Annotated in this window: 23 protein-coding genes; 14 read left to right on the top strand and 9 right to left on the bottom strand. The window is 63.9% G+C overall.

The window, feature by feature from the left end:
• The first annotated feature begins 83 nt into the window (after positions 1–83).
• The 6 genes from pcaF to HR9077_RS17405 all read left to right on the top strand — a co-directional run bounded on the left by pcaF (position 84) and on the right by HR9077_RS17405 (position 6,517).
• Positions 84–1,301: a 3-oxoadipyl-CoA thiolase gene (gene pcaF, locus HR9077_RS17380; protein WP_136068558.1), complete on the top strand. Its 1,218-nt coding sequence runs from the start codon at positions 84–86 to the stop codon at positions 1,299–1,301.
• Positions 1,302–1,311: 10 nt separating this feature from the next.
• On the top strand, positions 1,312–2,493 hold the full coding sequence (locus tag HR9077_RS17385; RefSeq protein ID WP_136068560.1) for an alpha/beta fold hydrolase: 1,182 nt from the start codon (positions 1,312–1,314) through the stop codon (positions 2,491–2,493).
• A 92-nt stretch (positions 2,494–2,585) separates the two neighbouring features.
• Positions 2,586–3,608, top strand: coding sequence for a TRAP transporter substrate-binding protein (locus HR9077_RS17390; protein WP_136068562.1), 1,023 nt, complete (start codon positions 2,586–2,588; stop codon positions 3,606–3,608).
• 18 nt (positions 3,609–3,626) lie between these two features.
• Complete coding sequence (locus HR9077_RS17395) at positions 3,627–4,154, top strand: TRAP transporter small permease (protein ID WP_136068564.1); 528 nt, start codon at positions 3,627–3,629, stop codon at positions 4,152–4,154.
• Entirely contained in the window at positions 4,144–5,430 is a 1,287-nt protein-coding gene (locus HR9077_RS17400; protein WP_136068566.1) for a TRAP transporter large permease, read from the top strand. Before HR9077_RS17395 ends, HR9077_RS17400 begins: the two co-directional genes overlap by 11 nt.
• Positions 5,431–5,503: 73 nt before the next feature.
• Entirely contained in the window at positions 5,504–6,517 is a 1,014-nt protein-coding gene (locus tag HR9077_RS17405; RefSeq protein ID WP_136068568.1) for a TRAP transporter substrate-binding protein, read from the top strand.
• Positions 6,518–6,535: 18 nt separating this feature from the next.
• Here HR9077_RS17405 and HR9077_RS17410 read toward each other — a convergent pair whose 3' ends face one another.
• The gene (locus HR9077_RS17410; RefSeq protein WP_136068570.1) at positions 6,536–7,462 is read right to left on the bottom strand and encodes a LysR family transcriptional regulator; all 927 of its coding nucleotides are present in this window, start codon (positions 7,460–7,462) and stop codon (positions 6,536–6,538) included.
• Between the two features lie 73 nt (positions 7,463–7,535).
• On the opposite strand from HR9077_RS17410, the gene mdlC reads away from it, so the two are divergent.
• From mdlC to pcaQ, 3 genes are all read left to right on the top strand, one after another.
• Entirely contained in the window at positions 7,536–9,146 is a 1,611-nt protein-coding gene (gene mdlC, locus HR9077_RS17415; RefSeq protein WP_244613336.1) for a benzoylformate decarboxylase, read from the top strand.
• 62 nt (positions 9,147–9,208) lie between these two features.
• On the top strand, positions 9,209–10,228 hold the full coding sequence (locus tag HR9077_RS17420; RefSeq protein ID WP_136068572.1) for a TRAP transporter substrate-binding protein: 1,020 nt from the start codon (positions 9,209–9,211) through the stop codon (positions 10,226–10,228).
• Between the two features lie 148 nt (positions 10,229–10,376).
• Positions 10,377–11,285 carry a pca operon transcription factor PcaQ gene (pcaQ, locus tag HR9077_RS17425; RefSeq protein WP_136068573.1) on the top strand — a complete coding sequence of 303 codons (909 nt, stop codon included), beginning with the start codon at positions 10,377–10,379 and terminating at the stop codon, positions 11,283–11,285.
• A gap of 36 nt (positions 11,286–11,321) precedes the next feature.
• Here pcaQ and HR9077_RS17430 read toward each other — a convergent pair whose 3' ends face one another.
• The 4 genes from HR9077_RS17430 to HR9077_RS17445 are packed head-to-tail and all read right to left on the bottom strand — an operon-like array spanning position 11,322 to position 13,746.
• Positions 11,322–12,167 (bottom strand): class III extradiol dioxygenase family protein, encoded by an 846-nt coding sequence (locus HR9077_RS17430; RefSeq protein WP_136068574.1) that lies wholly within the window; start codon positions 12,165–12,167, stop codon positions 11,322–11,324.
• Entirely contained in the window at positions 12,167–12,523 is a 357-nt protein-coding gene (locus tag HR9077_RS17435) for a protocatechuate 3,4-dioxygenase (protein WP_136068575.1), read from the bottom strand. The genes HR9077_RS17430 and HR9077_RS17435 overlap by 1 nt, the downstream gene beginning before the upstream one ends.
• A 57-nt stretch (positions 12,524–12,580) precedes the next feature.
• Positions 12,581–13,036: a nuclear transport factor 2 family protein gene (locus tag HR9077_RS17440; RefSeq protein ID WP_136068576.1), complete on the bottom strand. Its 456-nt coding sequence runs from the start codon at positions 13,034–13,036 to the stop codon at positions 12,581–12,583.
• A complete protein-coding gene (locus HR9077_RS17445; RefSeq protein WP_136068577.1) occupies positions 13,033–13,746 on the bottom strand; it encodes an alpha/beta fold hydrolase in 714 nt (237 codons plus the stop codon). The genes HR9077_RS17440 and HR9077_RS17445 overlap by 4 nt, the downstream gene beginning before the upstream one ends.
• 318 nt (positions 13,747–14,064) lie before the next feature.
• On the opposite strand from HR9077_RS17445, the gene HR9077_RS17450 reads away from it, so the two are divergent.
• From HR9077_RS17450 to HR9077_RS17465, 4 genes are all read left to right on the top strand, one after another.
• Positions 14,065–15,318: a LysR family transcriptional regulator gene (locus HR9077_RS17450; protein ID WP_136068578.1), complete on the top strand. Its 1,254-nt coding sequence runs from the start codon at positions 14,065–14,067 to the stop codon at positions 15,316–15,318.
• A gap of 158 nt (positions 15,319–15,476) precedes the next feature.
• On the top strand, positions 15,477–16,472 hold the full coding sequence (locus HR9077_RS17455; protein ID WP_136068579.1) for a TRAP transporter substrate-binding protein: 996 nt from the start codon (positions 15,477–15,479) through the stop codon (positions 16,470–16,472).
• Between the two features lie 7 nt (positions 16,473–16,479).
• A complete protein-coding gene (locus HR9077_RS17460; RefSeq protein ID WP_136068580.1) occupies positions 16,480–17,001 on the top strand; it encodes a TRAP transporter small permease in 522 nt (173 codons plus the stop codon).
• 3 nt (positions 17,002–17,004) lie between these two features.
• Complete coding sequence (locus HR9077_RS17465) at positions 17,005–18,309, top strand: TRAP transporter large permease (RefSeq protein WP_136068581.1); 1,305 nt, start codon at positions 17,005–17,007, stop codon at positions 18,307–18,309.
• 174 nt (positions 18,310–18,483) lie between these two features.
• Here HR9077_RS17465 and HR9077_RS17470 read toward each other — a convergent pair whose 3' ends face one another.
• Both HR9077_RS17470 and HR9077_RS17475 read right to left on the bottom strand, forming a co-directional pair.
• Positions 18,484–19,587 (bottom strand): Rieske 2Fe-2S domain-containing protein, encoded by a 1,104-nt coding sequence (locus HR9077_RS17470; protein WP_136068582.1) that lies wholly within the window; start codon positions 19,585–19,587, stop codon positions 18,484–18,486.
• A 32-nt stretch (positions 19,588–19,619) separates the two neighbouring features.
• Positions 19,620–20,591 carry a PDR/VanB family oxidoreductase gene (locus tag HR9077_RS17475; RefSeq protein WP_136068583.1) on the bottom strand — a complete coding sequence of 324 codons (972 nt, stop codon included), beginning with the start codon at positions 20,589–20,591 and terminating at the stop codon, positions 19,620–19,622.
• Between the two features lie 137 nt (positions 20,592–20,728).
• On the opposite strand from HR9077_RS17475, the gene HR9077_RS17480 reads away from it, so the two are divergent.
• Entirely contained in the window at positions 20,729–21,961 is a 1,233-nt protein-coding gene (locus HR9077_RS17480; RefSeq protein WP_136068584.1) for a LysR family transcriptional regulator, read from the top strand.
• Between the two features lie 54 nt (positions 21,962–22,015).
• On the opposite strand, the gene HR9077_RS17485 is transcribed toward HR9077_RS17480, so the two are convergent.
• Positions 22,016–23,620 (bottom strand): FAD-dependent monooxygenase, encoded by a 1,605-nt coding sequence (locus tag HR9077_RS17485; protein WP_136068585.1) that lies wholly within the window; start codon positions 23,618–23,620, stop codon positions 22,016–22,018.
• A complete protein-coding gene (locus HR9077_RS17490; RefSeq protein ID WP_136068586.1) occupies positions 23,617–24,435 on the bottom strand; it encodes an IclR family transcriptional regulator in 819 nt (272 codons plus the stop codon). Before HR9077_RS17490 ends, HR9077_RS17485 begins: the two co-directional genes overlap by 4 nt.
• Position 24,436 lies beyond the last annotated feature (1 nt).

Genomic DNA, 24,436 nt, shown 5'->3' on the forward strand with positions numbered 1-24,436 from the left:
AACTCCGTTTCCTCACTGCTTTCTGCCTTGTCTGGCCATCGCTCGCCGCGTTTCAGCTCGAATTATTGATAAAGGAGTGCGTTATGACTGACGTCTATCTGTGTCATCCGATCCGCTCGGCGGTCGGCAAATTCGGCGGGGCGCTTGCCGGCGTGCGTCCCGACGATCTCGCCGCGGACATCTTTCGCGCGCTGCTCGCCCGGGCCCCGGATCTCGATCCGGCGGCCATCGACGACGTGATCATGGGCTGCGCCAACCAGGCCGGCGAGGACAACCGCAGCGTGGCGCGCATGTCGCTGCTGCTCGCGGGGCTGCCGACCAGCGTGCCCGGTACCACCATCAACCGGCTGTGCGGGTCGAGCATGGACGCCATCGGCACCGCGGCGCGCGCCATCCGCGCCGGCGAGGCCGAGCTGATGATCGCCGGCGGCGTCGAGTCGATGTCGCGGGCGCCGTACGTGGTCGGCAAGGCGCCGACGGCGTTCTCGCGCGGCCAGGTGATGGAGGACACCACCATCGGCTGGCGCTTCATCAACCCGCTGCTCAAGGAGCAGTACGGGGTCGACTCGATGCCCGAGACCGCGGAGAACGTCGCCGAGCAGTTCAACATCTCCCGCGAGGACCAGGACAGGTTCGCCTACGCCTCGCAGCTCAAGACCAAGCGGGCCCTGGACAGCGGCCGGCTGTCGCGCGAGATCGTGCCCATCGAGATTCCCCGCCGCAAGCAGGAGCCGCTGGTCTTCGATACCGACGAGCACCCGCGCGAGACCACCCTCGAGAAGCTTGCCACGCTACCCACGCCGTTCCGGGCTGCCGGCTCCAGCGTGATGGGCTCGGTCACCGCGGGCAACGCTTCGGGGGTCAACGACGGTGCGGCGGCAATGTTCGTCGCCAGCGAGGCGGCGATGAAGCGCCACAACCTGGTGCCGATCGCGCGCATCCACGGCATGGCCACCGCCGGCGTGGAGCCGCGGATCATGGGCATCGGCCCGGTGCCGGCGACGCGCAAGCTGCTCGATCGGCTGAACATGAGTCTCGACCAGCTCGATCATATCGAACTCAACGAGGCCTTCGCCTCGCAATCGCTGGCCTGCCTGCGCGAGCTGGGGCTCAAGGACGACGACCCGCGCGTCAACCCCAACGGCGGGGCGATCGCGCTGGGCCACCCGCTGGGCATGTCCGGGGCGCGCCTCATCACCGCGGCGGCCCACGAACTTGCGCTCAGCGACAAGCGCTTCGCGCTGTGCACCATGTGCGTGGGCGTGGGGCAGGGGATCGCCACGGTCATCGAACGGGTTTAAGGAGGCTGCAATGGCATTTCTCGACATCAATGGCCGCAGCGTCGCCTACCGCCTGCTGGGCAGCGAGGCCAACCCGCTGATGCTGCTGGCGCACCCGCTGGGCATGACCCAGGCGGTGTGGGACGACGTGCTGGCCCGGCTGCTGCCGCGCTACCGCGTGCTGACCTGGGACCTGCCGGGACACGGTGCCAGCCAGGCCTGGCCTGCGCAGGGCGGCGATATCACCGCGGCCGACCTGGCGCTCGAGGCGCTGGCGCTGGCGGATCACGCCGGCGGCGGACGTTTTCATTTCGTCGGCACCTCGATCGGCGGCGTGGTCGGCCAGCAACTTGTCGCCGCCCATGCCGAGCGGCTGCTGTCGGCGACCCTGACCAATACCGGTGCGGTGATCGGCACTGCCGAGCTGTGGAATACCCGTGCGCGGCGCGTGCGTGAAGAGGGTCTGGCGGCGATGGCCGAGGAGATCGTGCCGCGCTGGTTCGCGCCGGCGCTCGTCGCCGCCGATCCGGCGTTGAAGGCCGGCTGGTGCGTACAGATGGGGCGTGGCGATGACGAATCCTACGCCCGACTGTGCGAGATGCTGGGACGCGACTCCTTCACCGATCGGCTGCACGGCAAGTCGGTCAGCATCCAGCTGCTGGGCGGCGGCGAGGACATGGCCACGCCGCCGGCGACGCTCGAGGCGCTGGCCGAGGAGTGCGATGGCGCGCCGCTGGAGATCTTCGACGGCGTCGGTCACGTGCCCTCGGTGGAAGTGCCCGAACGGCTGGCGGCCGTGTTGCTGGCAACGCTCATGGTGGACCCGGGCGATGTCGGCGAGCGGGGCGTCGATTACGCGACGGGCCTGGAGACCCGCAAGCAGGTACTCGGCGAAGCGCACGTGGCCCGCGCGTCGGGCAAGGCGACCAGCCTGGACGCGCCCTTCCAGCAGATGATCACCCGGCTGGCCTGGGGCGAGCTGTGGAGCAACGACGACCTGACGCGACGCGAGCGCAGCATGATCACCACCGGGATTCTCGCCGCGCTGGGCCGTGAGGAGCTGGAGCTGCATCTCAAGACCGCTCAGCGCATCGGCCTGTCCGAGGCCGAGTTGCGCCAGGTGCTCATGCATGTCGCCGTCTATGCTGGCGTGCCCGCCGCGAATCATGCCTTTTCGCTGGCCAAGCAGCTGGGCTGGGGCAACGGGTCGTGAAAGCGAATTCCGTGCGACCGCCATCGCCGAAAAGCGGTGGTACAACCGTGAACCCAGCCAGGTCTTTTTCGATAACAAGAGGAATCAACGCCATGAACCGTACGCTAACCTGCATGCTCGCCCTTTCCCTGACGGCTGCCGCCGTCTCCACCGCCCAGGCGGAAACGACGCTGCGCATGTCGCATTTCTGGCCGGGTGCCTCCGCCATCAACAAGCAGATCTTCGAGGCCTGGGCCGAGCAGGTGGAGAAGGACGCCAATGGCGAGCTCGAGATCGAGAACTATCCCTCCCAGACCTTGAGCCAGGCCGACGAGACTTACGACGCCGCGGTCAACGGCATCGCCGACATCGGGATTACCGCTCAGGGCTACACCAACGGTCGCTTTCCGCTGAGCCAGATCGTCGAGCTGCCGGGCGTTGCCGAGTCGGCCCCTCAAGGCGCCTGCGTCCTGCAGACGCTCTACGACGATGGCCAGATCGCCGGCGAGTACGACGATACGCATGTGCTGTTCATGTTCACCACGGGACCTGGCTATATCCACACCCAGGAGACCGACGTGCAGAAGCCCAGTGACCTCGAGGGGCTGCGCATCCGTCGGCCCACCGCGGTCGCCGGCGACATCCTCGAGAACATGGGGGCACAGCCGGTGGGCATGCCCGCCCCGGAGATCTACACCTCGATGCAGCGCGGCGTGATCGACGGGCTGAGCTTCCCCTGGGAGGGCATGAAGACGTTCCGGCTCAACGAGCTGGCCGAATACCACACCCAAGTGCCGTTCTACACGCTGATCTTCGTGGCCACCATGAGCCAGCGCACCTACGACAGTCTCTCTGCCGAGCAGCAAGAAGCCATCGACGAGAACTCGGGCATGAAGTGGGCCGACAACGCGGGCGAGGTCTTCGCTTCGATCGATGCGGCCGGCAAGCAGGAGGCCGTAGAGGCGGGGCACACCATCCGGGTCATCGACAACCCGCTGGAGGATTCCGCATGGCAGAAGCCGCTCGAGGCGGGGATCGAGAACTACCTTGCCGACCTCGAGTCCCGCGGCCTCGACCAGGCGCGTGATGTCTATCACGCCGCGCTGGAAGCGCGTCAAGCCTGCTCAGCCGAATAAGGTCTAGGAGAGAACGGTATGCAGCAAGGGCTCACTCGGCTCAGCCACTGGCTGGGTTCCCTGTGCAGACTCATAGCCGGCGTGGCGCTGCTGGCATTGTTGTCGGTCACCATCCTCGATGTGGGGTTGCGCTATCTGAGCCGGCTGACCGAGGGCGCGATCTCGCTGAGCGTCTCCGGCAGCGTGGAACTGGTCAGCTATCTGTTGCTGTTCTCCCTGCTCGCAGCCATGGCCGCGAGCGTCGAGAAGAGCCAGGTGGTGGTCGAGGCGCTGACCCATCGCATGAACGAGGCGCTCAAGACGCGTCTGCATGGCTTTTATCTGATCGGGTTCGCCGTGATGGGGTTCATTCTCTGCACGGGACTGATCGATTCGGGCATGAGCGCGCTCGAGCATGGTGAGGTCACGCAGGACCTGCGCATTTCCATGGGACCCATCTATCTTTTTGCCGCCTTCCTGAGTGCGTTGCTCAGCTTGCGCAGCCTGCTGCATGTGCTGCTGAGCGGTGTCTTCGGTCAAGAGGAGGAAACCGCTCATGGGGAGTGAAATGATCGGCGGCATCGGCCTGGCCTTGCTGCTGGTGCTGATGATGCTGCGCGTGCCGGTGGCGCTGACGATGCTCATCGTCGGCGTGGTGGGCTTTGCGCAGGTCATCAACATCGGCGCGGCCCTGTCGATGGTCAAATCCGTGCCCGTGGAGGTGCTGTCGAACTACAGCTTCAGCGCGGTGCCCATGTTCATCCTCATGGGCGTGCTGGCCGCGCACTCGGGAATGGCGGGCAAGCTGTTCAATTCCACCCGCGTTATCTGTGGCGGCTGGAAAGGCGGCCTGGCCATCGCGGCGATCGGTTCTTGCGGCATCTTCTCGGCGATTTCCGGTTCCTCTCTGGCTACCGCGAGCACCATGACCCGCGTCGCGCTGCCGGAGATGGAGCGTTACGGCTACAACCGCGGTCTTGCCACGGGCGCGCTGGCCGCCGGCGGCACGTTGGGCATCATGATTCCGCCGAGCATCGCGCTTTTGATCTACGCCATTCTCACCGAGCAATCGGTGGGCGACATGTTCATGGCGGGGCTCATTCCCGGGCTGATGGGGCTGCTGTTCTATTCCCTGGCGATCACGGTGGTGATGCGGCTCAATCCCTCGTTGGCCGTGGCCGGCGAATCCACCTCCTGGGGAGAGAAGGTCAGGTCCCTGGTGGGCCTGGTGCCCTTCTTCGGGGTCTTTCTGCTGCTCATCCTGGGGATCTATTACGGCGCCTTCACGCCCACCGAGGGGGCGAGCGTCGGGGCCTTCGCCACCTTGCTGTATGCCGTGGTCAAGGGCATGCGGGCCAGGGGATTGTGGCAGTCGGTACAGGAGACCCTGGCCTTGTCGGCGGTGGTGTTCTTCATGCTGGTCGGTGCCGAGACGCTGGGCTACTTCATCTCGGTGTCGCGGATCTCCTTCACCATCAGCGACTTCCTGTTCAGCCTGGATCTCACTCCGATCGTCGTGCTGCTGTGCATCCTGCTGCTGTATTTCGTGCTCGGCATGTTCATGGACTCCATCGCCATGCTGGTGATTACCGTGCCGGTGGTGTTTCCGATCATCCAGAGCGTGGGCATCGATCCGGTGTGGTTCGGTATCGTGACGGTACTGACCGTCGAGCTGGGCCTGATCACGCCACCGGTGGGGATGAACGTCTTCGTCATCAAGGCCATGGCCCCGCATGTGGGATTGGGTGAAATATTCAAGGGGGTCGCGCCCTTTATCGTCGCCGATTTCGTGCGCCTGGCGCTATTGATCGCTTTCCCCGTGCTCAGCCTGTTTCTGATTTGATTCCAGCAGGAAACCGACTCGCTGAATCGACAAATCCACACGCCAGCAATCAAGAAACGATGAGGTATCAACAATGAAAACAATCTATCATGCCGCCGGTCTGACCCTCGGATTGGCCCTTTTGCCCAGCTTGGCACAGGCGGAAACCCTGCGCCTGGCGCATGTCTGGCCAGGAGGCTCCAAGATCGACAAGGAGATCTTCCAGGCCTGGGCCGACAGCGTGGAGGAAGCCTCGGAGGGCCGCCTGGAGGTACAGGTATTCCCCGGCCAGACGCTGGCCAAGTCGGATGCCACCTACGAAGCGGTGGTGAACGGCATTGCCGATATCGGCGCCACGGCGCAGGGCTACAACTCGGGGCGTTTCCCCCTGACGCAGGTCGTCGAGGTGCCCGGTGTTTCCAACAGCAGTCGGCAAGGTTCCTGCGTGCTGCAGAAACTCTACGATCAGGGCGACCTCGACCGGGAGTACTCGGACACGCATGTGCTTTTCCTGTTCACGACCGGGCCGGGTTATCTGCATGCCAAGGACAAGCGCCTCGAGAAACCCGGTGACCTGGAAGGCATGCGCCTGCGTCGGCCGACTTCGCTGGTCGGCGACATGATGGCGGATCTCGGCGCGCAGCCCGTGGGCATGCCCGCCCCCGACATCTACACGTCGCTGCAACGCGGCGTCATGGATGGCTTGAGTATCAACTGGGAAGGCGCCAAGACGTTCCGGGTCAACGAGCTCGTCAACTATCACACCGAGGTGCCGCTGTACGATCTGGCACTGATCGCGACGATGAACCAGGACGACTACGCCAGCCTGCCGGACGATCTCAAGAAAGTCATCGATGACCACAGCGGCATGGAATGGTCGATGAAGGCCGCCAGCGTCTACGACGAATTGATCGAGGAAGGACGTCAGGAAGCGCTCGATGCGGGTGATGAAATCATCACCGTCGAGAATCCGCTCGAAGATGCCGACTGGGGGCCCGTGCTCAAGGACACCATCGATCGTTATGTCAGCGGTTTGCAGCAGGATGGACTGCCCGGGGAACAGACATACGATAGTGTCATGACTCTCAAGGCGTCCTGCGACGCCTGATCGCCTTGGCGTGGCCCGCTAGCGTGTTTCCGGCGGGCCTTGCCGAGCGTGGGGATGGTCGATGGCGTCAATGACGGTATGGCGAAACCACTCCTGCGCCGACGAATCGTCGGCCTGGCGTGACCAGTAGAGCGCGACCTCGACCGGGGGCACCTCGAAGGGTAATTCCACCTGCTTGAGGTCCGCCTGCTGGGTGAAAAGGCCTGCGATCTGCTCCGGCAGTATCGCCAGCAGCGCTGAACCTTCCAGGATCCGAGGCAAGGCGGAAAAGTGGGGCACCACGACGCTGACCTTGCGCCTGATATTACGCTCCCGCAAGACATCCTCGACCAGTCCATGACCCGAGGTGGGCGAGACCTGGGCATGGTCCTCGCGGCTGAATTCTTCCATGCTCAATGTATCCCCGATGCGCGGATGTCGCCGGCTCAGCAAGCCGACATAGCGCTCCTTGATGATGGCCCGCCTCCCCAGGTCGGGTGCTCGAATGTCACGGCTGCATACGATGGCATCGACGCTTTTACTGTCGAGCCATGCCGTGACTTTTTCTATCTCCAGCGGGACGACTTCCAGCTCCACCCGGGGTGCAAGCTCGTGCATGCGTCGCAGGATAGGGGGCAGGAGCGTGGTTTCTCCCAGGTCGGTCAAGGCGAGGCGAAAGCGTCGTTGCGACTGGCCGGGGTCGAAGTGTTGATTGTCACTGAGGGTGTGCTCGATCTGCGTCAATGCCTGGCGGAGCGAAGTATAAAGGCGCATGGCGCAAAAGGTCGGGACCATGCCGTCGCGCGTTCTCGAAAAGAGGGGGTCGTTGAAAAGCTCGCGCAGGCGGGAAAGGGAATAGCTGACCGAGGGTTGTGTCACATTGAGCTTGTGAGCCGCGAGAGTGACACTTCCCGATTCATAAAGCGTCACGAATGTCCGTATGAGATTAAGGTCTATAGGGCGCATTCGAATAAGTCCTGTTTATCTTGTTTAGAAAGAATAATGATTTGAGTGATGTTGGCAAGGAAACTATCGTTCAATGACACGACGTTTCGAGGTGGTTATGCCAACCGTTCACTCCGCGACTTATGACTTGTTGCGCCGCCAGGGGATGACGACCGTTTTCGGCAATCCCGGTTCCAACGAGTTGCCTTTTCTCAAGAATTTTCCCGCCGATTTCCGTTACATCCTTGGCCTTCACGAGGGGGTTGTGGTCGGCATGGCGGATGGCTTCGCGCTGGCCAGCGGTTCGCCGGCGCTGGTCAACCTGCATGCCGCCGCCGGCTCCGGCAATGCCATGGGCGCGCTGACCAACGCCTGGTACTCGCATTCGCCGCTGGTGCTGACCGCGGGGCAGCAGGCCCGCTCGATGATCGGCGTGGAGTCGATGCTGGCCAATGTCGATGCGCCGCAACTGCCCAGACCACTGGTCAAGTGGAGCTATGAGCCTGCCTGCCCCGAGGACGTGCCACGAGCCCTGAGCCAGGCGATTCATACCGCGCGGCTGCCGGCGCGCGGGCCGGTCTACGTGTCTATCCCCCACGACGACTGGGGGCATGCGGTCGACGACGATACCGCGCTGCTCGGCGCACGCCAGGTGGCGAGCGCCGCACAACCCGCCGAGGCCCAGGTCGAGGCGCTCGCCGAGCGCCTGAACGCGGCCCGCAACCCGGTGCTGGTGCTGGGGCCGGATGTCGATGCCTACGGCGCCAATGCCCAGGCGGTAGCCCTGGCCGAGCGGTTGAATGTGCCGGCCTGGGTGGCGCCCTCGGCTTCGCGCTGCCCCTTTCCGACGCGTCATGCCTGCTTCCGTGGTGTGCTGCCGGCGGCGATCCGGGGGATTTCTGACCGGCTCGACGGTCATGACCTCATCGTGGTCATCGGCGCGCCGGTGTTTCGCTATCACCAATACGCGCCGGGCCGTTACCTGCCCGATGGGGCCGCACTGGTGCACCTCACCTGCGACATGCAGGAAGCCGCGCGGGCGCCCATGGGCGATGCCCTGGTGGGCGATATTCACGCCATCCTCGAGGCCCTGTTGCCGCGTCTTTCGCAGAGCGACCGGACACGCCCCGAGCCGCAAGCCGCCCCCGAGCCGCAGGCCGACCCCGAGGGGATGCTGACGCCGGAGACGGTGTTCGACGTCATGAACGCGGTGGCCCCGGAAGACGCGATCTACGTCAAGGAGTCCACCTCGACGGTCACGGCGTTCTGGGAGCGTGTGGAGATGCGTCATCCGGGCAGTTACTTCTTTCCCGCCGCCGGCGGGCTGGGCTTCGGCCTGCCGGCGGCCGTCGGCGTGCAGCTGGCGCGTCCCGAGCGGCGCGTGATCGGGGTGATCGGCGATGGCTCGGCCAATTACGCCATCACCGCGCTGTGGAGCGCCGCGCAATATCGCATTCCGGTGGTCTTCGTGATTCTCAAGAACGGCACCTACGGCGCGCTACGCTGGTTCTCCCGCCTGCTGGATGCGGAGGACGCGCCCGGGATCGATGTGCCCGGGCTCGATTTCTGCGCCCTGGCCGAAGGGTATGGCGTCGCGGCCGTGCGCACGTCGTCGCGCCGGGATTTCGAGGCGGCCCTGGAAGACGCCCTCAAGGACGACAAACCCCTTGTGATCGAAGTGCCGACGACGACCATCGAACCGTGAGTTCGGGACGCTCGGCGCACGCCATGCCAGTGAATACCCAACAATGACAACGAGGGCTCACCATGAAGCACGCCATCTCATCCTGCCTTCTGGGGCTCGGTCTCACCGTCGCCACGGGCGTCCATGCCGACACCACGCTGCGTCTGGGCCATCTGTGGCCGGCGCAGTCCGCCGTCAATCAGGATCTCATCGAGGCCTGGGCGGAGCAGGTCGAAAAGGACGCGTCCGGCGAGCTCGAGGTGGAGATCTATCCCTCGCAGACGCTGAGCAAGGCCAGCAGCGCCTACGAGGGGGTCGTCAACGGCGTCGCCGATATCACCGTCACGCTGCAGGGCTACACGGCGGGACGCTTCCCGCTCACCGAGATCGTGCAGTTGCCGGGCGTGTCGGCGAGTGCGCCGCAAGGCGCCTGCATCCTGCAGTCGCTTTACGATGAAGGCGCGCTCGGGGACGAATACGCCGACTCCCATCTGCTGTTTCTGTTCACCACCGGGCCGGCCCCGCTGCACACGCGCGACACCGAGGTGCAAACGCCGGCGGATCTCGAAGGGCTGCGCATGCGCACACCCAGCGAAGTGTCCAGCGACATGCTGGAAAGCATGGGCGCGGACCCGGTGGGCATGCCGGCACCGGATATCTACACCGCGCTGCAGCGCGGCGTGATCGATGGCCTGAGCCTGCCCTGGGAGGCCATGAAGGTCTTCCAGGTCAATGAGCTGGCCAGCTATCACCTGGACATTCCCTACTACACGGGCGCCTTGATGGCGACCATGAATCGAGACACCTACGAGGCGTTGCCGCCCAGGGCAAGGCAGGCGATCGACGCCAACAGCGGCATGCGCTGGGCCAAGACGGCCGGCGAGGTGTTCTATCGTCTCGATGCCGAGGGCAAGCAGCAGGCGCGCGAGCAGGGCGATACCATCCACAGCGTGGAGGATCCCCTGAACGATCCGCAGTGGTCCGGTCCCTTGAAACGCGGTACCGAGCGCTACCTCGAGCGGCTGGAGGAGCGCGGCCTTGCCGATGCCGAGAAGGTCTACCAGGCCGCGCTCGAGCTGCGGAACACGACCTGCCAGCGCTGATGGCTTCGTCGGCCTGATTGATTGATCGGCGGCGGTCGCCACGGTCGAGGACGCCCGGCCGGCTTCGACGTGAGGTGCCATGAAGGCTGACCCGGCCCCGCCGCTGGGTTACATTCGTGGCTTCGTGCCAACAGGACCCGCTCGCGTCATGCTCAACCCGCGAATCAAGCTGCGCCACCTGCAGGCCTTTCTCGAACTCGCCAAGCGGCGCAGCTTCGTGCGCGCCGCCGAGAGCCTGGCGATCACCCAGCCGGCGTTGTCCAAGGCGATCCGCGAGCTCGAGGACAACCTGGGCACGACGCTGTTCGATCGCAGCCCGCAGGGTGCGTCGCTCAACCAGGCCGGGCTGACCCTGCTGCGCCATGCCGGGCCGGCGCTGCGCACGCTCGACGCGGGGCTCACGGCGATCGGCGAGGATTCGGGGCGTGAGCGCTGGGTGCGTGTCGGCGCCCTGTCGACCGTCGAGAGCCGCCTGGTGCCGCTGGCCATCGAGCGACTGCATGCGCGCTTCGACGACATCGGCGTGCGGGTCGATTCGGGACCCAGCGCTTATCTGTTGTCGCGGCTGCGCGGCGGCGAACTCGACCTGGTGGTGGGGCGCATGACCGCCGCCCGCGAGATCGGCGATCTGGCCTTCGAGCACCTCTACTACGAACCGCTGGTGGTAGCGGTGCGCAGGGGCCACCCGCTGGCCGGCAGTACGCCCGCGCTGGCGCGTCTCGTGGACTATCCCTGGATCCTGCCGCCGCCGCAGACCACCCTGCGTCAGCAGGTCGACAGCTTTTGTGTCCAGCACGGCTTGCGCGTGCCCGTGAGGATGGTGGAGACCCTGTCGCTGGCGATCAGCCGGCGCTATGTGCTGGATGGCGAGGCATTGTGGATCGCCCCCCGCGAGGCGGTCGACGAAGACCTGGCGGCGGGACGGCTGGTGCTGCTGGACGTGGGGCTGGAACGTCAGGGCGGTTCTGTCGGGGTGTGCCTGAACGCCAGCATGCAGCCCAAGCTCGCGGTCGAGGCGTTCTGCGAGGCGCTGCGCGAGGTGGCGACCGAACGCTAGCGCCTCGCAGAACCGCGTCTGGCTCGAAAGTGACGGTCAGTCGCTGTTGTTGAGCGCGAGCAGCCCGATACCGGTGGTCATCGGGGCGTAGTAGAAGCGGTGCACTTCCTCGACGCGCTCGGTCATGGCTCCGCGCATCACGAACCACATGATGACTTCGCCGCCCTCGGCGCCGGCCTCCGTCATGACCTCCTTGTGCGACAGTGCGGCGAGCTCGCGGGGCGCGTCCTGGATGCGTTGCAGCCACTGCTTGTCCCACTCTTCGTTGACATGCCCGAAACGCTCGCCGTTGAGCTGGTGCGAGAGACCGCCGGTGCCGACCACGGCGACCCGGATATCCTCGGGGTAGGCTTCGACGGCGCGGCGAATGGCCTCGCCCAGCTTGTAACAGCGCTGGCCGGTGGGCAGGGGATGCTGGATGACGTTGACCAGCAGCGGCACGACCTTGACCGGCCAGGCCGTGTCGTCGTGCTCCCAGAGCAGGGGCATGGCGGTGAGAAAGCCGTGGTCCAGCGCCATTTCCTGGCACAGGGTCAGGTCGAACTCATCGGCGACCAGGTGGTTGGCGAGATGTTCGGAGAACGCCGCGTCGCCGGGGAAGTCCGGCAAGGGGCGTTTGCCGTAGCCTTCGTCGGCCACGGCGTAGCTGTCGGCGACGCCCAGCGCGAAGGTGGGATAGCAATCGAGGAAGAATTCGGTGCCATGGTCGTTGTAGACGAGGATGACCACATCGGCCTTGACCTCCTCGGCCAGCCAGCGCTTGACGGGCGCGTAGCCGTCGAAGAGGGGCTGCCAGGCGGGGTCGGCCTGCTTGTGCTGGTCGTAGGCGCGCCCGATCGAGGGCACATGGGAGGAGCCGATACCGGCGACGATCTTGCCCATCAGGTTGCTCCTGGCACGTTGCGGGTGGACATGAACTGCTCGTAGCTCTCGCCGCGCATCTGCGCGCCGATGGTGTAGAGTCCGTAGCCCAGGGTGGCGCCGAGCTTGAGGAAGAAGAACAGGTTGCCGCCGAGCTGGGTCAGGCGTAGCCAGTCGCGTTCACGAATGGCCTGCTTCTGTTCTTCCGACAACCCGTAGCGCTCCTTGTAGGCTTCCTCGTCGGCCTTGAAGGCCTCGCGGTTCTCGGCGAACTTGAGCGAGTTGCACATCTTGTTGATGGCATACCCCTGCCGCGAGAGCGCGAGATCGAAGACATAGGTGCCGGGAATGCCCCAGCGGTCTTGTGCATCCGACATGACGTGTTCTTCCTTCTTTAATTGTGCGGTTGCCGGTGGCGTGACGCCTGACATGCGTCAGTCATCGCGATGCATGACGAAACGGGCGTGGCGTTCGGCGAAGCGCCAGGCGCCCTGGTCGAGCACGCACAGATCGTCGAATTCACCGATCATGGTACGGCCCGCCAGCGGCCAGCCGAAGTGGCCGTCCGGCGCGTTTTGGGTATCGGCGGCGAAGACCTGCACGTAGGTGCTGACCCGCGCGCGTTCGGGGCTTTCCACCTGGACACGGACATTGCTGCAGAAATGCCTCGTGATGCGCTGTGCCGGCCGTGCCCGGTAGCTTGCCAGGATCGCCTCGCGCCCCGCGAGCGGGGTCTCGGGGGCGGTGGGCCGAAACAGCTGGCCGTCGGGCGTGAAAAGCGCCACGAGGCCGGCATAGTCCTGACGGTCGGTGGCGGCGGCGGCCTCCAGGACCAGTCGGGTGCAGGCCTGTTCGATGGCGGCCCGGGATTCGTGGGGCAAGGCGGTCATGCGTGGTTTCTCCAGTCGTCGAGCGCTCGGGCGACGGCGGCGGGACGCTCCATGGGGCTCATGTGGCCGGCTTCCTCGATGATTTCGAGGCGGCTGCCGGGAATCAGCCCCGCCATTTCTTCGTGGCGTTCCAGCGGGCTCCAGGCATCCTGGCGTCCGCACAGCAGCAGGGTCGGACAGGCGATGCCGGCCAGTTGCCCGGTGGCGTCAGGGCGGGCCAGCAGGGCGTCGATCTGGGCGGCGAAGGTATCGGGATCCTTGCGCTCGATCATGGCGAGAATCGCTCCGACGAGTGCCTCGTCGTCGAGCCGTTCGGGGGGCACCATGCCCTGCAGCCAGGTCGCGCCCATCGCGCGCATCCCTTCCTGCCGGGCCCTGGCCAGCAGCGCGTGTCGGTTATCGCGCTCGCGTTCGCCGGGTTCTCCCGCCGCCCGGCCACGGAACCCGGTATCCAGCAGCGCCAGGCCGGCGACGCGTTGCGGGGCGCGACGCTGGATCTCGAGGGCGACGCGACCGCCCATGGAATGGCCCACCGCGATGAAGCGCTCGGGGGCGCCTTGCAGGGCGACATCCGCCATGGCGCCGATGGAGTCGGCCATGCCGTAATCGGGGGTGGGCAGCGTGGGGGCGGTGAGACGGTCGCGCATGTCGGCCCACACGGCGTCGTCGCACAGCAGGCCCGGGAGCAGCAGCAACGGTGTGGAGGTCATGGGGTGGCTCCCGGCTCTCGCCGTGCAGCGCTGCGCAGGGCGACGCGAGTGTATACGAAGTCCGCCGAGTGTGAGCTGACCACCAGGCCGGTGGGGGAAGAAGACGCGACAGTCATGGACCAGAACCTAGCGTTGAAGACAGTTTCTTTATCCTCTCAGCTCGTCCGCGGCGCGAATAATGTTTTTCACTGGTGCCAACATGCGTTTTGCTTATGCCTCGAATGCCATCGCGGCGCGGATGGCCATGCTCCCTTTATGGCATATCCCGCGGCAGCGACGTGCGGCATGCTGGGATGAGATCACGTCGAGGAGCCTTTCATGACCGAGTTGCATCACGAGGCGTTCGACTACGAGCCCAATATGCGACGTTTGCGCGCGGTCATCGCGGTGGCCGAGGCGGGCAGCGTCATACGCGCAGCCGAGGCCTTGCACCTGTCGCAGCCCGCCGTGACGCGCGCGGTACGCGACCTGGAGAAAGAGCTCGGCCTGGCGCTGTTCGAGCGTCACCGCAACGGCATGTTGTGCACCACGGCGGGCAAGATCGTATTGCATCGCTTTCGGCGCGCCCTGCACAAGCTCGGCGATGCCGAGTCCGCGCTGGCGCGGATGCAGCCCGAGGGCCATTTCGAGCGACTCACGCAGCGTCTGTCGCACCGTCAGTTGACGGTCCTTGTGGCCGTCGCCGATTTGCATAACGAACCCTTGGCGGCGCAACGGCTGGGTCTGACCCAGCCGGCGGTCAGCGGCAATCTGCGTGACCTGGAGCGCCTACTGGGCGTGTCGCTCTTCCTGCGCACGCAGCGCGGTATGCTGGCCACGGACTGTGGTGCGGTGCTGATTCGCCATGCCAAGGTGGCCCTGCGCGAGCTTTCCCTGGTCAGCGACGACCTTTCCGCCTGGCAGGGCGAGGTGCGGGGACGGCTGGTGATCGGCACCTTGCCGCTCTCCAGCTCGCTACTGGTGCCGCATGCCGTGGATGCCCTGCTGCGTGAATTGCCGGGGTTGAGCGTGACGATCATCGAGGGGACCTACGCCGCGCTGTTCGAAGCGCTCCGTAATGGCGAAATCGATATCCTCATCGGCGCGCTTCGCCAGGCGGGTACCAGCGAGGATACCCATCAGCAGCGCCTCTTCCACGACCGACTCGCCGTCGCGGTGCGCCGCGGCCACCCCCTGATGCAGCATGCCTCGCTGACACTGCGCGACCTGCTCGATGCGCAATGGATTGCGCCGCGACAAGGCACGCCGGCGCGCGTGAGCTTCGAGCAGGAATTTCGCAGCGCCGGTCTGGAACCGCCCTCGGTGGCGGTGGAGTCCGGCAACCTCAGTACCATTCGTACCCTATTGCTTAATAGCGACCGCGTGACCCTGGTATCGCCACACCAGGTGTTCTTCGAGGTTCAAAGCAACCAGTTGTCGCTGCTTCCCATCAAGCTTACGGGCACGCTCCGCCCGATCGGCATCACCACTCGCGTCGACGATTCCCCGACCCGGGCCCTGAAAGTGCTCAAGGACATCTTGCTGAGGCTCGGAGAGCGCATGGCCGATCCTGCTTCTCTCGCCCGTACGTGAGCGGGATAGCAAAAACGTATACCCAAGCACGCGATTTGAATTTGTTGCGATGACTGAGAGCCGGGTAGGGTTCATTCAGACCATTCCTTTTGTGCTTTTAACGTAGCGAAAGGAAATAAAACAAGACTAAAGTTCAATAAAAATCGGGAGACGCCGGAATGAAAACGCTAAAAAGCCGTGCCCTGTTAACCCTGACCGCAGGCGTGGCGCTGGCCGCCAGCGCCGGCGCCAGTTCCGCGGAAACCTTGAAGCTCGCCCATTTCGTCGCGCCCGCTCATGTCGTCAATAGTTCCATCGTTGACCCCTTCAAGTCGGGTGTCGAGGAACAAACGGATGGCGAGCTGGACATCAGGGTCTACCCGGGCGGAGAGCTGGGCTCTGGGCCCAAGGAACAATACCCGCGTGTACTGCAGGGCGTTTCGGATATTGTCTGGGGAATTCCGGGTTATACGTCATCGCAATTCAAGAAATCGATGGTCGTCGAAATGCCCGGTGCCATTCCAGAGGGCATGCACGGCTACGAAATGCTATGGAACGCCTATGAAGATCAGTTGAAAAGCGAGTTTCCCGGAACCAAGCCATTGGCGCTCTGGACCAGCGAGCCGAATATTTTCATCATGAAAGACGACGAGATCCACAGCCCGAAGGACCTGGAGGGACTCAAGATTCGTGTTCCGGGCGAAATGGCGGCGGCATTGATCGACGCCTATGGGGGCACGCCACTGCAAATGCCCGCGGGGGAAGTTTACAATGCCTTGCAGACGGGGCTGATCGACGGTCTTGTCACCGGGGCGAGTGCCGTCAACGATTTCAAGCTCGATGAAGTGGCCAACGTCTATTCGGTGGGCGCACCGCTGGGCCATATCATGTTCTATCTGACCATGAACCAGAATAAATACGATGGTCTTTCCGATGAGTTTAAGCAGGCTATCGACGACAGTAGCGGAATGAAACTGTCACGCAGCGGGGAACAGGGTTGGAACGCGCTTGCCGATGAGACGCTGGAAGCATTGCGTGCCGAACCCGACAATACGGTGATCGAACTCAGCGATGAGGAAGTTGCCAAGTTCGAGGAAATCGCCGATGCATTTCGCAAGCAGCGCCTGGCAGAAAAGGGTGCCGAGGACGTACTGAACGCCATGCGTGGGGAGTGAATTCCCGATGAGTCACTTTCCCGCACTGGTGATCCGTACGCTGGATAGGTTCGTGAATCTATCCAGTGTCATCGGCACCCTGGCCCTGATCTTCGCGGTGCTGGTCACCCTGGTCGATGTCACGGGGCGCCTGTTCGGCGCCCCTCTGCCAGGGGGGCAGGATCTGTCGCAAATGACCATGGTAATCATCGTCTTCGGCGGCATGGCTCTTTGCGATAGGCAGGGGGGCAATATCGCCGTGGATATATTCGAGGACAAGTTTCCCCGGCGAATGAATCATTGGCTGGATGTCGCGGGGTGGGCGCTGGGGTGTGCCATCTTCGCGGCGATCGGCTACACGATGCTCGACGCGGCGGAAATATCGAAAATGCTCAATTTGAGCACCAACATCATTGCGATTCCCAAGGCGCCCTTCCAGTATATCTTGTCCTTTTTTGCCTTCTTGACGGCACTTTCCATGCTGGCCCGCATCGTCACGACAGTGTCGACCTCCGCCCCCGACAGCGCGCCCCCGCGAAAAGGAAGATGATTTATGAGTACCGAGTTGGTTGGTGCCTTGGGCGTCCTGGTGCTATTGACGCTTTTGGTACTGCGAATCCCCGTGGCCTTTGCAATCTTCATCGTGGGCTTCGGTGGGATAACATTGCTCGATAGTCTCAACTCCGCATTGAGCCTGCTGGCCAGCGAAACCTTCACCATTGCCTCGAATGCCGAGCTGATCGTCATCCCTTTATTCATTCTGATGGGCAACATCGCCACCGAGGCGGGAATGAGTCGCAAGCTGTATGACGCCGCCTATGCGCTCATCGGTTCCGTGCGCGGTGGCCTGGCCTCGGCCACGGTGGTGGGCTGTGCGGGGTTCGCCGCGCTATGCGGCTCCTCCGTGGCCTCGGCATTGACCATGGGGCGTGTCTCGCTCAGCGAGATGGAGCGCTACGACTATAGCCCCAAGCTCTCGACCGGCTCGGTGGCCGCGGGCGGTACGCTGGGAATCCTCATTCCGCCTTCGACCGGCTTCGTGATCTACGCCATCCTGACGCAGCAGTCCATCGGCCGCCTGTTCCTGGCGGGCGTGCTACCGGGCCTCATGCTGTGTCTGCTGTTCGTCGCCCTGATCATGTTGCTGGCGACCCTCAAGCCCGTCCTCGCGCCCCCGGGGCCCAGGACTTCCTGGCGAGAGAAGCAGCAGGGGCTGCTGGGGGCGACGCCCATCCTGATCATCATCCTGTTGACGATCGGGGGGATCTATACCGGCATCTTCTCGCCGGTCGAAGCGGCCGCCGTGGGCGCCGGACTGGCGATCGTCTTCGGCGTGGCCATGCGCAAGCTGACCCTTTCCGCCTTCTGGCGTGCGGCGCAAAGCTCGATCACCACCACCGCCACCGTGATGCTGATTCTCATCGCCGCGCACATGCTCAATCCTTTTCTGGCCTTGAGTCACATTCCTCAGGCCCTGGGCGATTTTCTGATGGCCCTGGATATCGGTGCCTATGGCGTCCTGCTCTTGATATTGGCCTGCTATCTGGTGCTGGGGTGCTTTCTGGAAGGCTTCGCCATGCTGGTGCTGACCATGCCGATCTTCTTTCCGGTGATCACCCAGCTGGGTTTCGACCCCATCTGGTTCGGCGTGCTCGTGGTGTTGACGCTGGAAATGGGGCTCATCAGCCCGCCGGTAGGCGTGAACGTATTCATCGTCAAGTCCGTTGCTCCCAACGTGCCTCTACGCGACATCTTCGTGGGGGTCATGCCGTTCTGGCTGGTAATGATCGTGGCCGTCGGGCTGTTGATCGTCTTCCCCGAGATCGTGCTGTTTCTTCCCGATACGATGATGGACTAGCGCCGCATCGCGGCAGATTGGCGACAACCGTAGTATCGTTATACTTCTAGAACAAAAACCAGAGACCGGGGCAGGTTGAAGCAAGGGGATACCCTTTGAGGGGACCTGCTCCCGGCGCAGTGCCGCTCGCGAAACGCGTTACCAGGGACGAAACCTGATTCTAGGTCAACCCCGTTACGCCATGGCCAGGCGATGCATGATACGCCTGGCCATCAGGCCGGGCTTGTCGGGCGCGAAGCTCAACTCGAACTGTTGGGCTTCGTTGTCGGTCAGGACGACGTCCATGATCCATTCCAGCGCTTCGACGTCCTCATGATACGCTTGTGTACTCGCATCGCGCATGAACTCATCGATGCCGGTATCGTCGATGCAATAGTCGCGTGAGTTGAACCACCAGTAATGGATGGAGTGATTGGTCTCCGGGGTAAAGCAGTGCGTGATGTAGTAGCCGTATACCGACGGTTTTCCAGGCTCTGGATGTTTATCGAAGATCTGAGCATGAGCGGTATGCACGGCGGGTGAGAGGAAGCGCGCCTCGGAGGTGCGGTCGACGTTCTTGTGCATGATATCGGCCGGCTTGCCGTAAATGCCCGGGGGTGGCGCGTTATCCAGGCGGCGATGAATCAATACCTGATCGCCCTCGGTGGTGGCGTTCATGCTGGCCCGCGCGTACTCGGGCGTTCCCACCGTACCCGGGTGCAGGAAGGGAAAGTGGGTCTGATCGATGAGGTTTTCATGCATCGAGACATAGTCGGCCTTGATATGAAAATCGCCGGTCACGTTGCCCCACTCGGGAGAGGCCAGCCAGGGCAGTTCGGGAATCAATGCCTCGTCGGCGAGGTTGGCATCGCCCATCCAGATCCAGGTCAGTGGGCCACGGTCGGCGATGGGGTAGGTTTGCACGCAGGCATTGGCGGGCACATGGGAGATCGCGGGCAGGTGCGCGCAAAGCCCGTCGGGTTCGAATTGCATGCCGTGATAGCCGCACACCAGCCGGTCCCCTTCCAGCCGACCTTTGGCCAGCGGAAAGGCACGGTGCGGACAGCGGTTGTGCATGGCCACCGGGCGGCCGTCCCGGGTGCGATACATGACCACATCCGTATCGAGCAGGCGGCGTGAGATGGGGGTGCGACCCACTTCGTCGCGCCGTGCGCAGACATACCAGCAGTTGCGAATCAAGGGCGTGGCATGGTTGGCGAACTGGCCCCCTTCTTCCATGGGCATGGCGTCGAAGATGGCTTCCTCATCGAGCGGTATCGCTTGGCTAGCGTGGTTCATGACAAAGGTCTCCTTTATCGCTTTTTTATCGTCTAGAGTTCGAGCTCGATCGACGTCGAGCGGGGACGAGAGCAGCACAGGGCGATTTGCCGGTTGCTGCGTTTTTGATCAGAGGTGAGAAAGCGGTCGCGATGGTCGATATCACCGACGACCTGCCTGACCGGGGTGATACACAGGCCGCACTCTCCACGGCGACAGTCCGAGAAAGTCTCGACGCCAGCCGCTTCGAGTGCTTCCAGCAAGGTATGGTCGGGCGAGACGTGAACGCTCGTCCCCCGGATGTGGACCGTGACGGCTTGATCCTCTTCCTTGTGGGCGGCGTTGAAGACTTCGTGGCGCAGGCGTTCCGCCGGCCATCCCAACTGCTGCGCCGCTTGGCGGGTGCCCTCGATCAGCGCCGGAGGACCGCATACGTACACCGTGGTACCGGCGGGCTGCCGGGCGAGCAATGCCTTCAGGTCCGGTCGACCACGGGATGACGTCGCGTCATGCACCGTGACGGCGTCGCCGCCCAGCGCCTCGACCTCCTCGACATAGGCCATGGCGGCACGGCTGCGCCCGACATAGAGCATTCGGACATCGCGACGGCGCATCACGCAGGCGCGCAGCATGGGCAGAATCGCGGTGACGCCGATACCGCCTGCGATGAGCAGAACGGGGCCGTCATCGGAAGTCAGCCGAAAGGGGCTGAGGGCGGGAGACATCAGCACAGGGGTACCTGGAGTGAAATGCCGGTGGATGTAATCGGACCCCCGGCGGCGATTTTCGCGCTGTACGGCGATACGCCAGAAAGGCTCATGAGCGCTGGTGAGCTCGAGTGGCCCGACAAGTGAATAATGGCGCAAGAATCGGCCATCATTTCCGCCAAAGCGCAGCTCGACATGAGCCCCGGCGCGAGGCGCCGGTAGTGGCGTGCCGTCGGTCAGCCCCAGGGTGATTTCACAGATACGTTCAGTCAGTGGTTGTCGCTCGAGAACCACTGCAGCTTGATGTTGGCCATGCATGTTGTTGCCTCTTCTTGCTGCCGATCCATGTCGTCTTTCTTGACGTTAGGGGAAAAAGGAGAGGGCGTCTCATGCGGAAATGAAATAGCGCTTTGCATCTTTGATATAGTCAAAATCGGCTGCCAAGGGTCTCGATAATGTCGCATGACGCGGTGTCGCCAAGTCTTTCCCTTCGTGAAATTCGTGCCATCCTGGCGGTGGCGGAGCAGCGTGGTTTTTCCCGGGCCGCCCAGGTGCTCAATATCAGTCAGAGCAGCCTTTCACGTGCCATCCATCGTGCCGAGGCGGCGCTGGGCATCGCGCTGTTTCAGCGTGGCTGGAGCGGCGCTGAGCCAACGCCGGAGGGGGAAGTGGTCCGCCGGTGCTGTGCCCGCGTAATGGCCGAGATGACACATGAACGCGACTCGCTGATGGCGGCGGGACTGACCAGGATGCCGCTGCCCCTCGATTTGCGCTGGAGCGACCTGGCGTGTGTGGCTGCGGTGATCGATACGGGAAAGGCGACCGCGGCGGCCAGGTGGCTGAATACCTCCCAGTCGCATGTCAGTCGAACCCTCGGTGCCTTGTCGGTCAGGCTGGGATACCCCTTGTTCCGGCACACCGGAGAGGGATTGCGCGCCGAGCCACTGGCGAAAAGACTCGCCGCGTTACGCGATCGGTTGTGTGTCGAGATTCAGCCGCTCCAGGAGGAGCTGAGTCGTCTGTCGGGGCAGGTGACGGGGCGATTGGCGGTGGGGATGACACCGTTTTGCGAACAGGACAGTGTCGCCCAGGCCTTCGGCGATTTGCTGGTGGCCTATCCGCAATTGCATTTATCGGCGCTGCCCGGTAGCTATGTGATGTTGACGGACGCCCTTCGCCGAGGAGAAATCGACCTGGTGGTCGGCTTGTTACGGGAACTAGGACCGGATGATGAGTTGGCCGAGGTCAGGCTTTCCGAGGAAGAGCTCACGGTGCTGGCTCGCTCGGATCATCCCTGTGCCGAACCGCCCGTCTCGATGGAAGATCTGGTGCGGCAGACCTGGATCGTGGCGCCGACCGGGACGCCAATACGTGCCTACTTCGAACGCCTTTTCCTGGGCATGGGGAAGACGCCGCCCGTGCAGACCTGTGAAATCGTGACCTTCCATCTCGCCGAAAGCATGGTGCGCGAGAGCCAGAGCCTGGCTTTGTTGCTGTATTCGCCGCGCAAGGCGCGGGACCTGCCGTCGGGCCTGGTCCGCGTGCCGGTGACGCTGCCGGACAACCGGCGACACATCGGCGTGACCTATCGGCGCAGCGCGGGGCTGAGCTTCACGCAGCGGCAGTTCATCGATGGCTTGGCCAGGCGGCTCGCGGCTGATAGCAACGCTGGGAAAAACGCGTGTTAGAGATGCATGCCAGGGCCCTGGGCCCTGGCATCCACGACGTTTCTGTCATGACTCTCAAGCGCCGACCGCTAATTTCAGTATGCCGGTTGCATCGAAGTCATCAGGTATCGTGTCGCCGGCCCAGGCAACGAACTGGTCAGGGCGCACGAGAATGAGTGATGCGCCGTAGTCGGCCGTTTCGTCCTCCATCCCCGGGGCGGCGCTTTCGATGACCGTCAAGGGGATGTTCAGCCGGGTCGCGTCATCGGCAAAACGTGCCGCGGCGTTGGCTTGCCCGAGCGCGATCAGCGAAAACCCCGTGCCGAGCCGGTCGTGGGTCGTGCCGCCCTCGGGAAGCGCGCGCGGCGCGAGATGATAGCCAGCTTGAGCGGTGAAGCTATGCGCGCCCTTTGCGCTGGCGGTGCCGTCCCGGACGCCGGCCACGACGCGAGAGCCACGGTAGTTGGGCTGGAAGTCGCCGACTTCGTTGACTGCACCACGCGCGCGGGCGGACCAGACGGCCTCGAATGCGGCCGGGTCCGTGGCCGGGTCGTAGGTGGCCAGGAACTCGCGATCGGTCTCGATGGATTTTTCGATGAAGTCCTTCGCGGTGGACCAGAAGACCGGCCGGCGCTCGGCATCGTAGGAGGCCAGCAATTCGGGACCGCCCCAGCCCTGGAGGCGCGCGGTGAGTTTCCAGCCGAGGTTGCGGGCATCCTCGAAGCCGGTGTTGATGCCGTAACCGCCATAGGGAGGATGGTTATGTGCGGCGTCCCCGGCGATGAAGGTGCGGCCACTGCCGTAACTGTCGGCGATGGCGACGCGGCAGTCCCAGAATCCACGATGGCGGATATGCATGTCGATGGATTGGCCGACAGCGAGTTCGACGTACCACTGGAAGTCGAAGGTCTCTGGATCGGCACCGTCGGGCACGGGCGCATGGAAGAAGAACTCGCCTTCCAGGTCGACGCGACCGAAGAACATCCAATAGCCCTGGAGATCCGGGTGCAGGACATTGAAGAAGCTCTTGCCGGGATGCTTGTCCAACAGGGCGCGGTGCAGCGTATCGGACTGAAAGACCAGCAGGACCATCAATCGGTCGTGATCGAATACGGTCTGCGTCAGCCCGGCGGATTCGCGCACCGCCGACCGGCTACCATCCGCCCCGACGGCATAGGCGGCGCGGAACGTCGCCTCCGTACCGTCGGTGCGGTCGTGAACCGTGACGGTCACGCCTTCCGCATCCTCGCGAACTTCACGTACCTCCCGCCGGGTCAGCAGCGTCACGCTGTCCAGAGAGGCCGCCCGGGCGCGCAGGACGTCCTCGGTGGCGTATTGTGGCAACCGCTCGTTGTCGGCGCCGTAATAGGAGTGGACGAGTTCGCGCTTCATCCAGTCGTAGTGATAATCGCCCAGCAGCGTGCCATAGCTGGTCAATCCGCCAATGCCGAAGCCGGACGGCACGGTGCGGGCCGCGCGCAGTTCGGACTCGGCGCCCCAGACGCGAAAATGTTCCATCGTCCGTTGCGTCAGGTTCTGTCCCTTGGGGACGCGCTGCGGCGAAGGGTGCTTTTCGATCACCAGGACGTCGATGCCGCGCTGGCCAAGTTCTATTGCCAATCCCATGCCGACGGGGCCGCCCCCTGAAATGATGACATCCGCATCTTGTTGGTTTTTCATTGGTGTTTAACTTCCTCTTGTGGGGGGAGGTTGGTGTGTTCCGCGCCGGTGTGACGGGACTGTCGCAGCGTTACGGTGATGCTGGTGGCGGCGACGGGCACTGCCTGCGTGATCAGGGTGCGCAACTCGCGGGGACAGTCTTCCTGGCGCATGGTCATGCACAGCGCACCGGCGGGTTCCGCGGCTTCATCGAAAATCGGCGAGGCGACGCCGACGACGCCGGGCGTGACCTCGCCGAACGCGATGGCGTAGCCGTTCCGGCGCACCTCGCGCAGCGCCGAGATCTGCTCGTCGATATAGGCTTTTCGGGCGTCTTCGGGACCTTCGGGGGCAAAGGACTCGATGATCTTGCGCGCCTTACGGGATTGCAGGTGGGCGAGGATCGTGCGTGCAATGGCCCCTCGGTTCATGGGCATGACGCGACCGCGTGGATAGCTGCTGAGCGGGGCTTCCAGCGACGTCTCCGAGTGCATGCACAGGAGTCGGTTGCGGTACCAGCGCACGAGGAAGGCGGTACAGGCGTACTGTTCGGTCAGTCGTTCGACGACGGGACGCCCTATGCCGACCAGACGATCGGATAACCGCAGGAGATGGTCCATCTCGACGACCTTGGGCCCGAGCGTGTAGATGCCATGTCCGTTGGAGGCGAGCATGCCGGAGTCGGTCAGGACCTTGAGATAGCGGTACAGCGTCGGACGTGGATAACCGAGCTCAGCTATCATGGCGTCCGACGACCATTCCGGCCGTGTTTCGGTGAAAATGTCGAGGATCGACATCAACCGCGTAAGGCTTGATGAGGAGCTTCCTTCGGCCACC

It is taken from the genome of Modicisalibacter radicis, from assembly GCF_900961225.1.
In the GTDB taxonomy this organism is placed as follows: domain Bacteria; phylum Pseudomonadota; class Gammaproteobacteria; order Pseudomonadales; family Halomonadaceae; genus Modicisalibacter.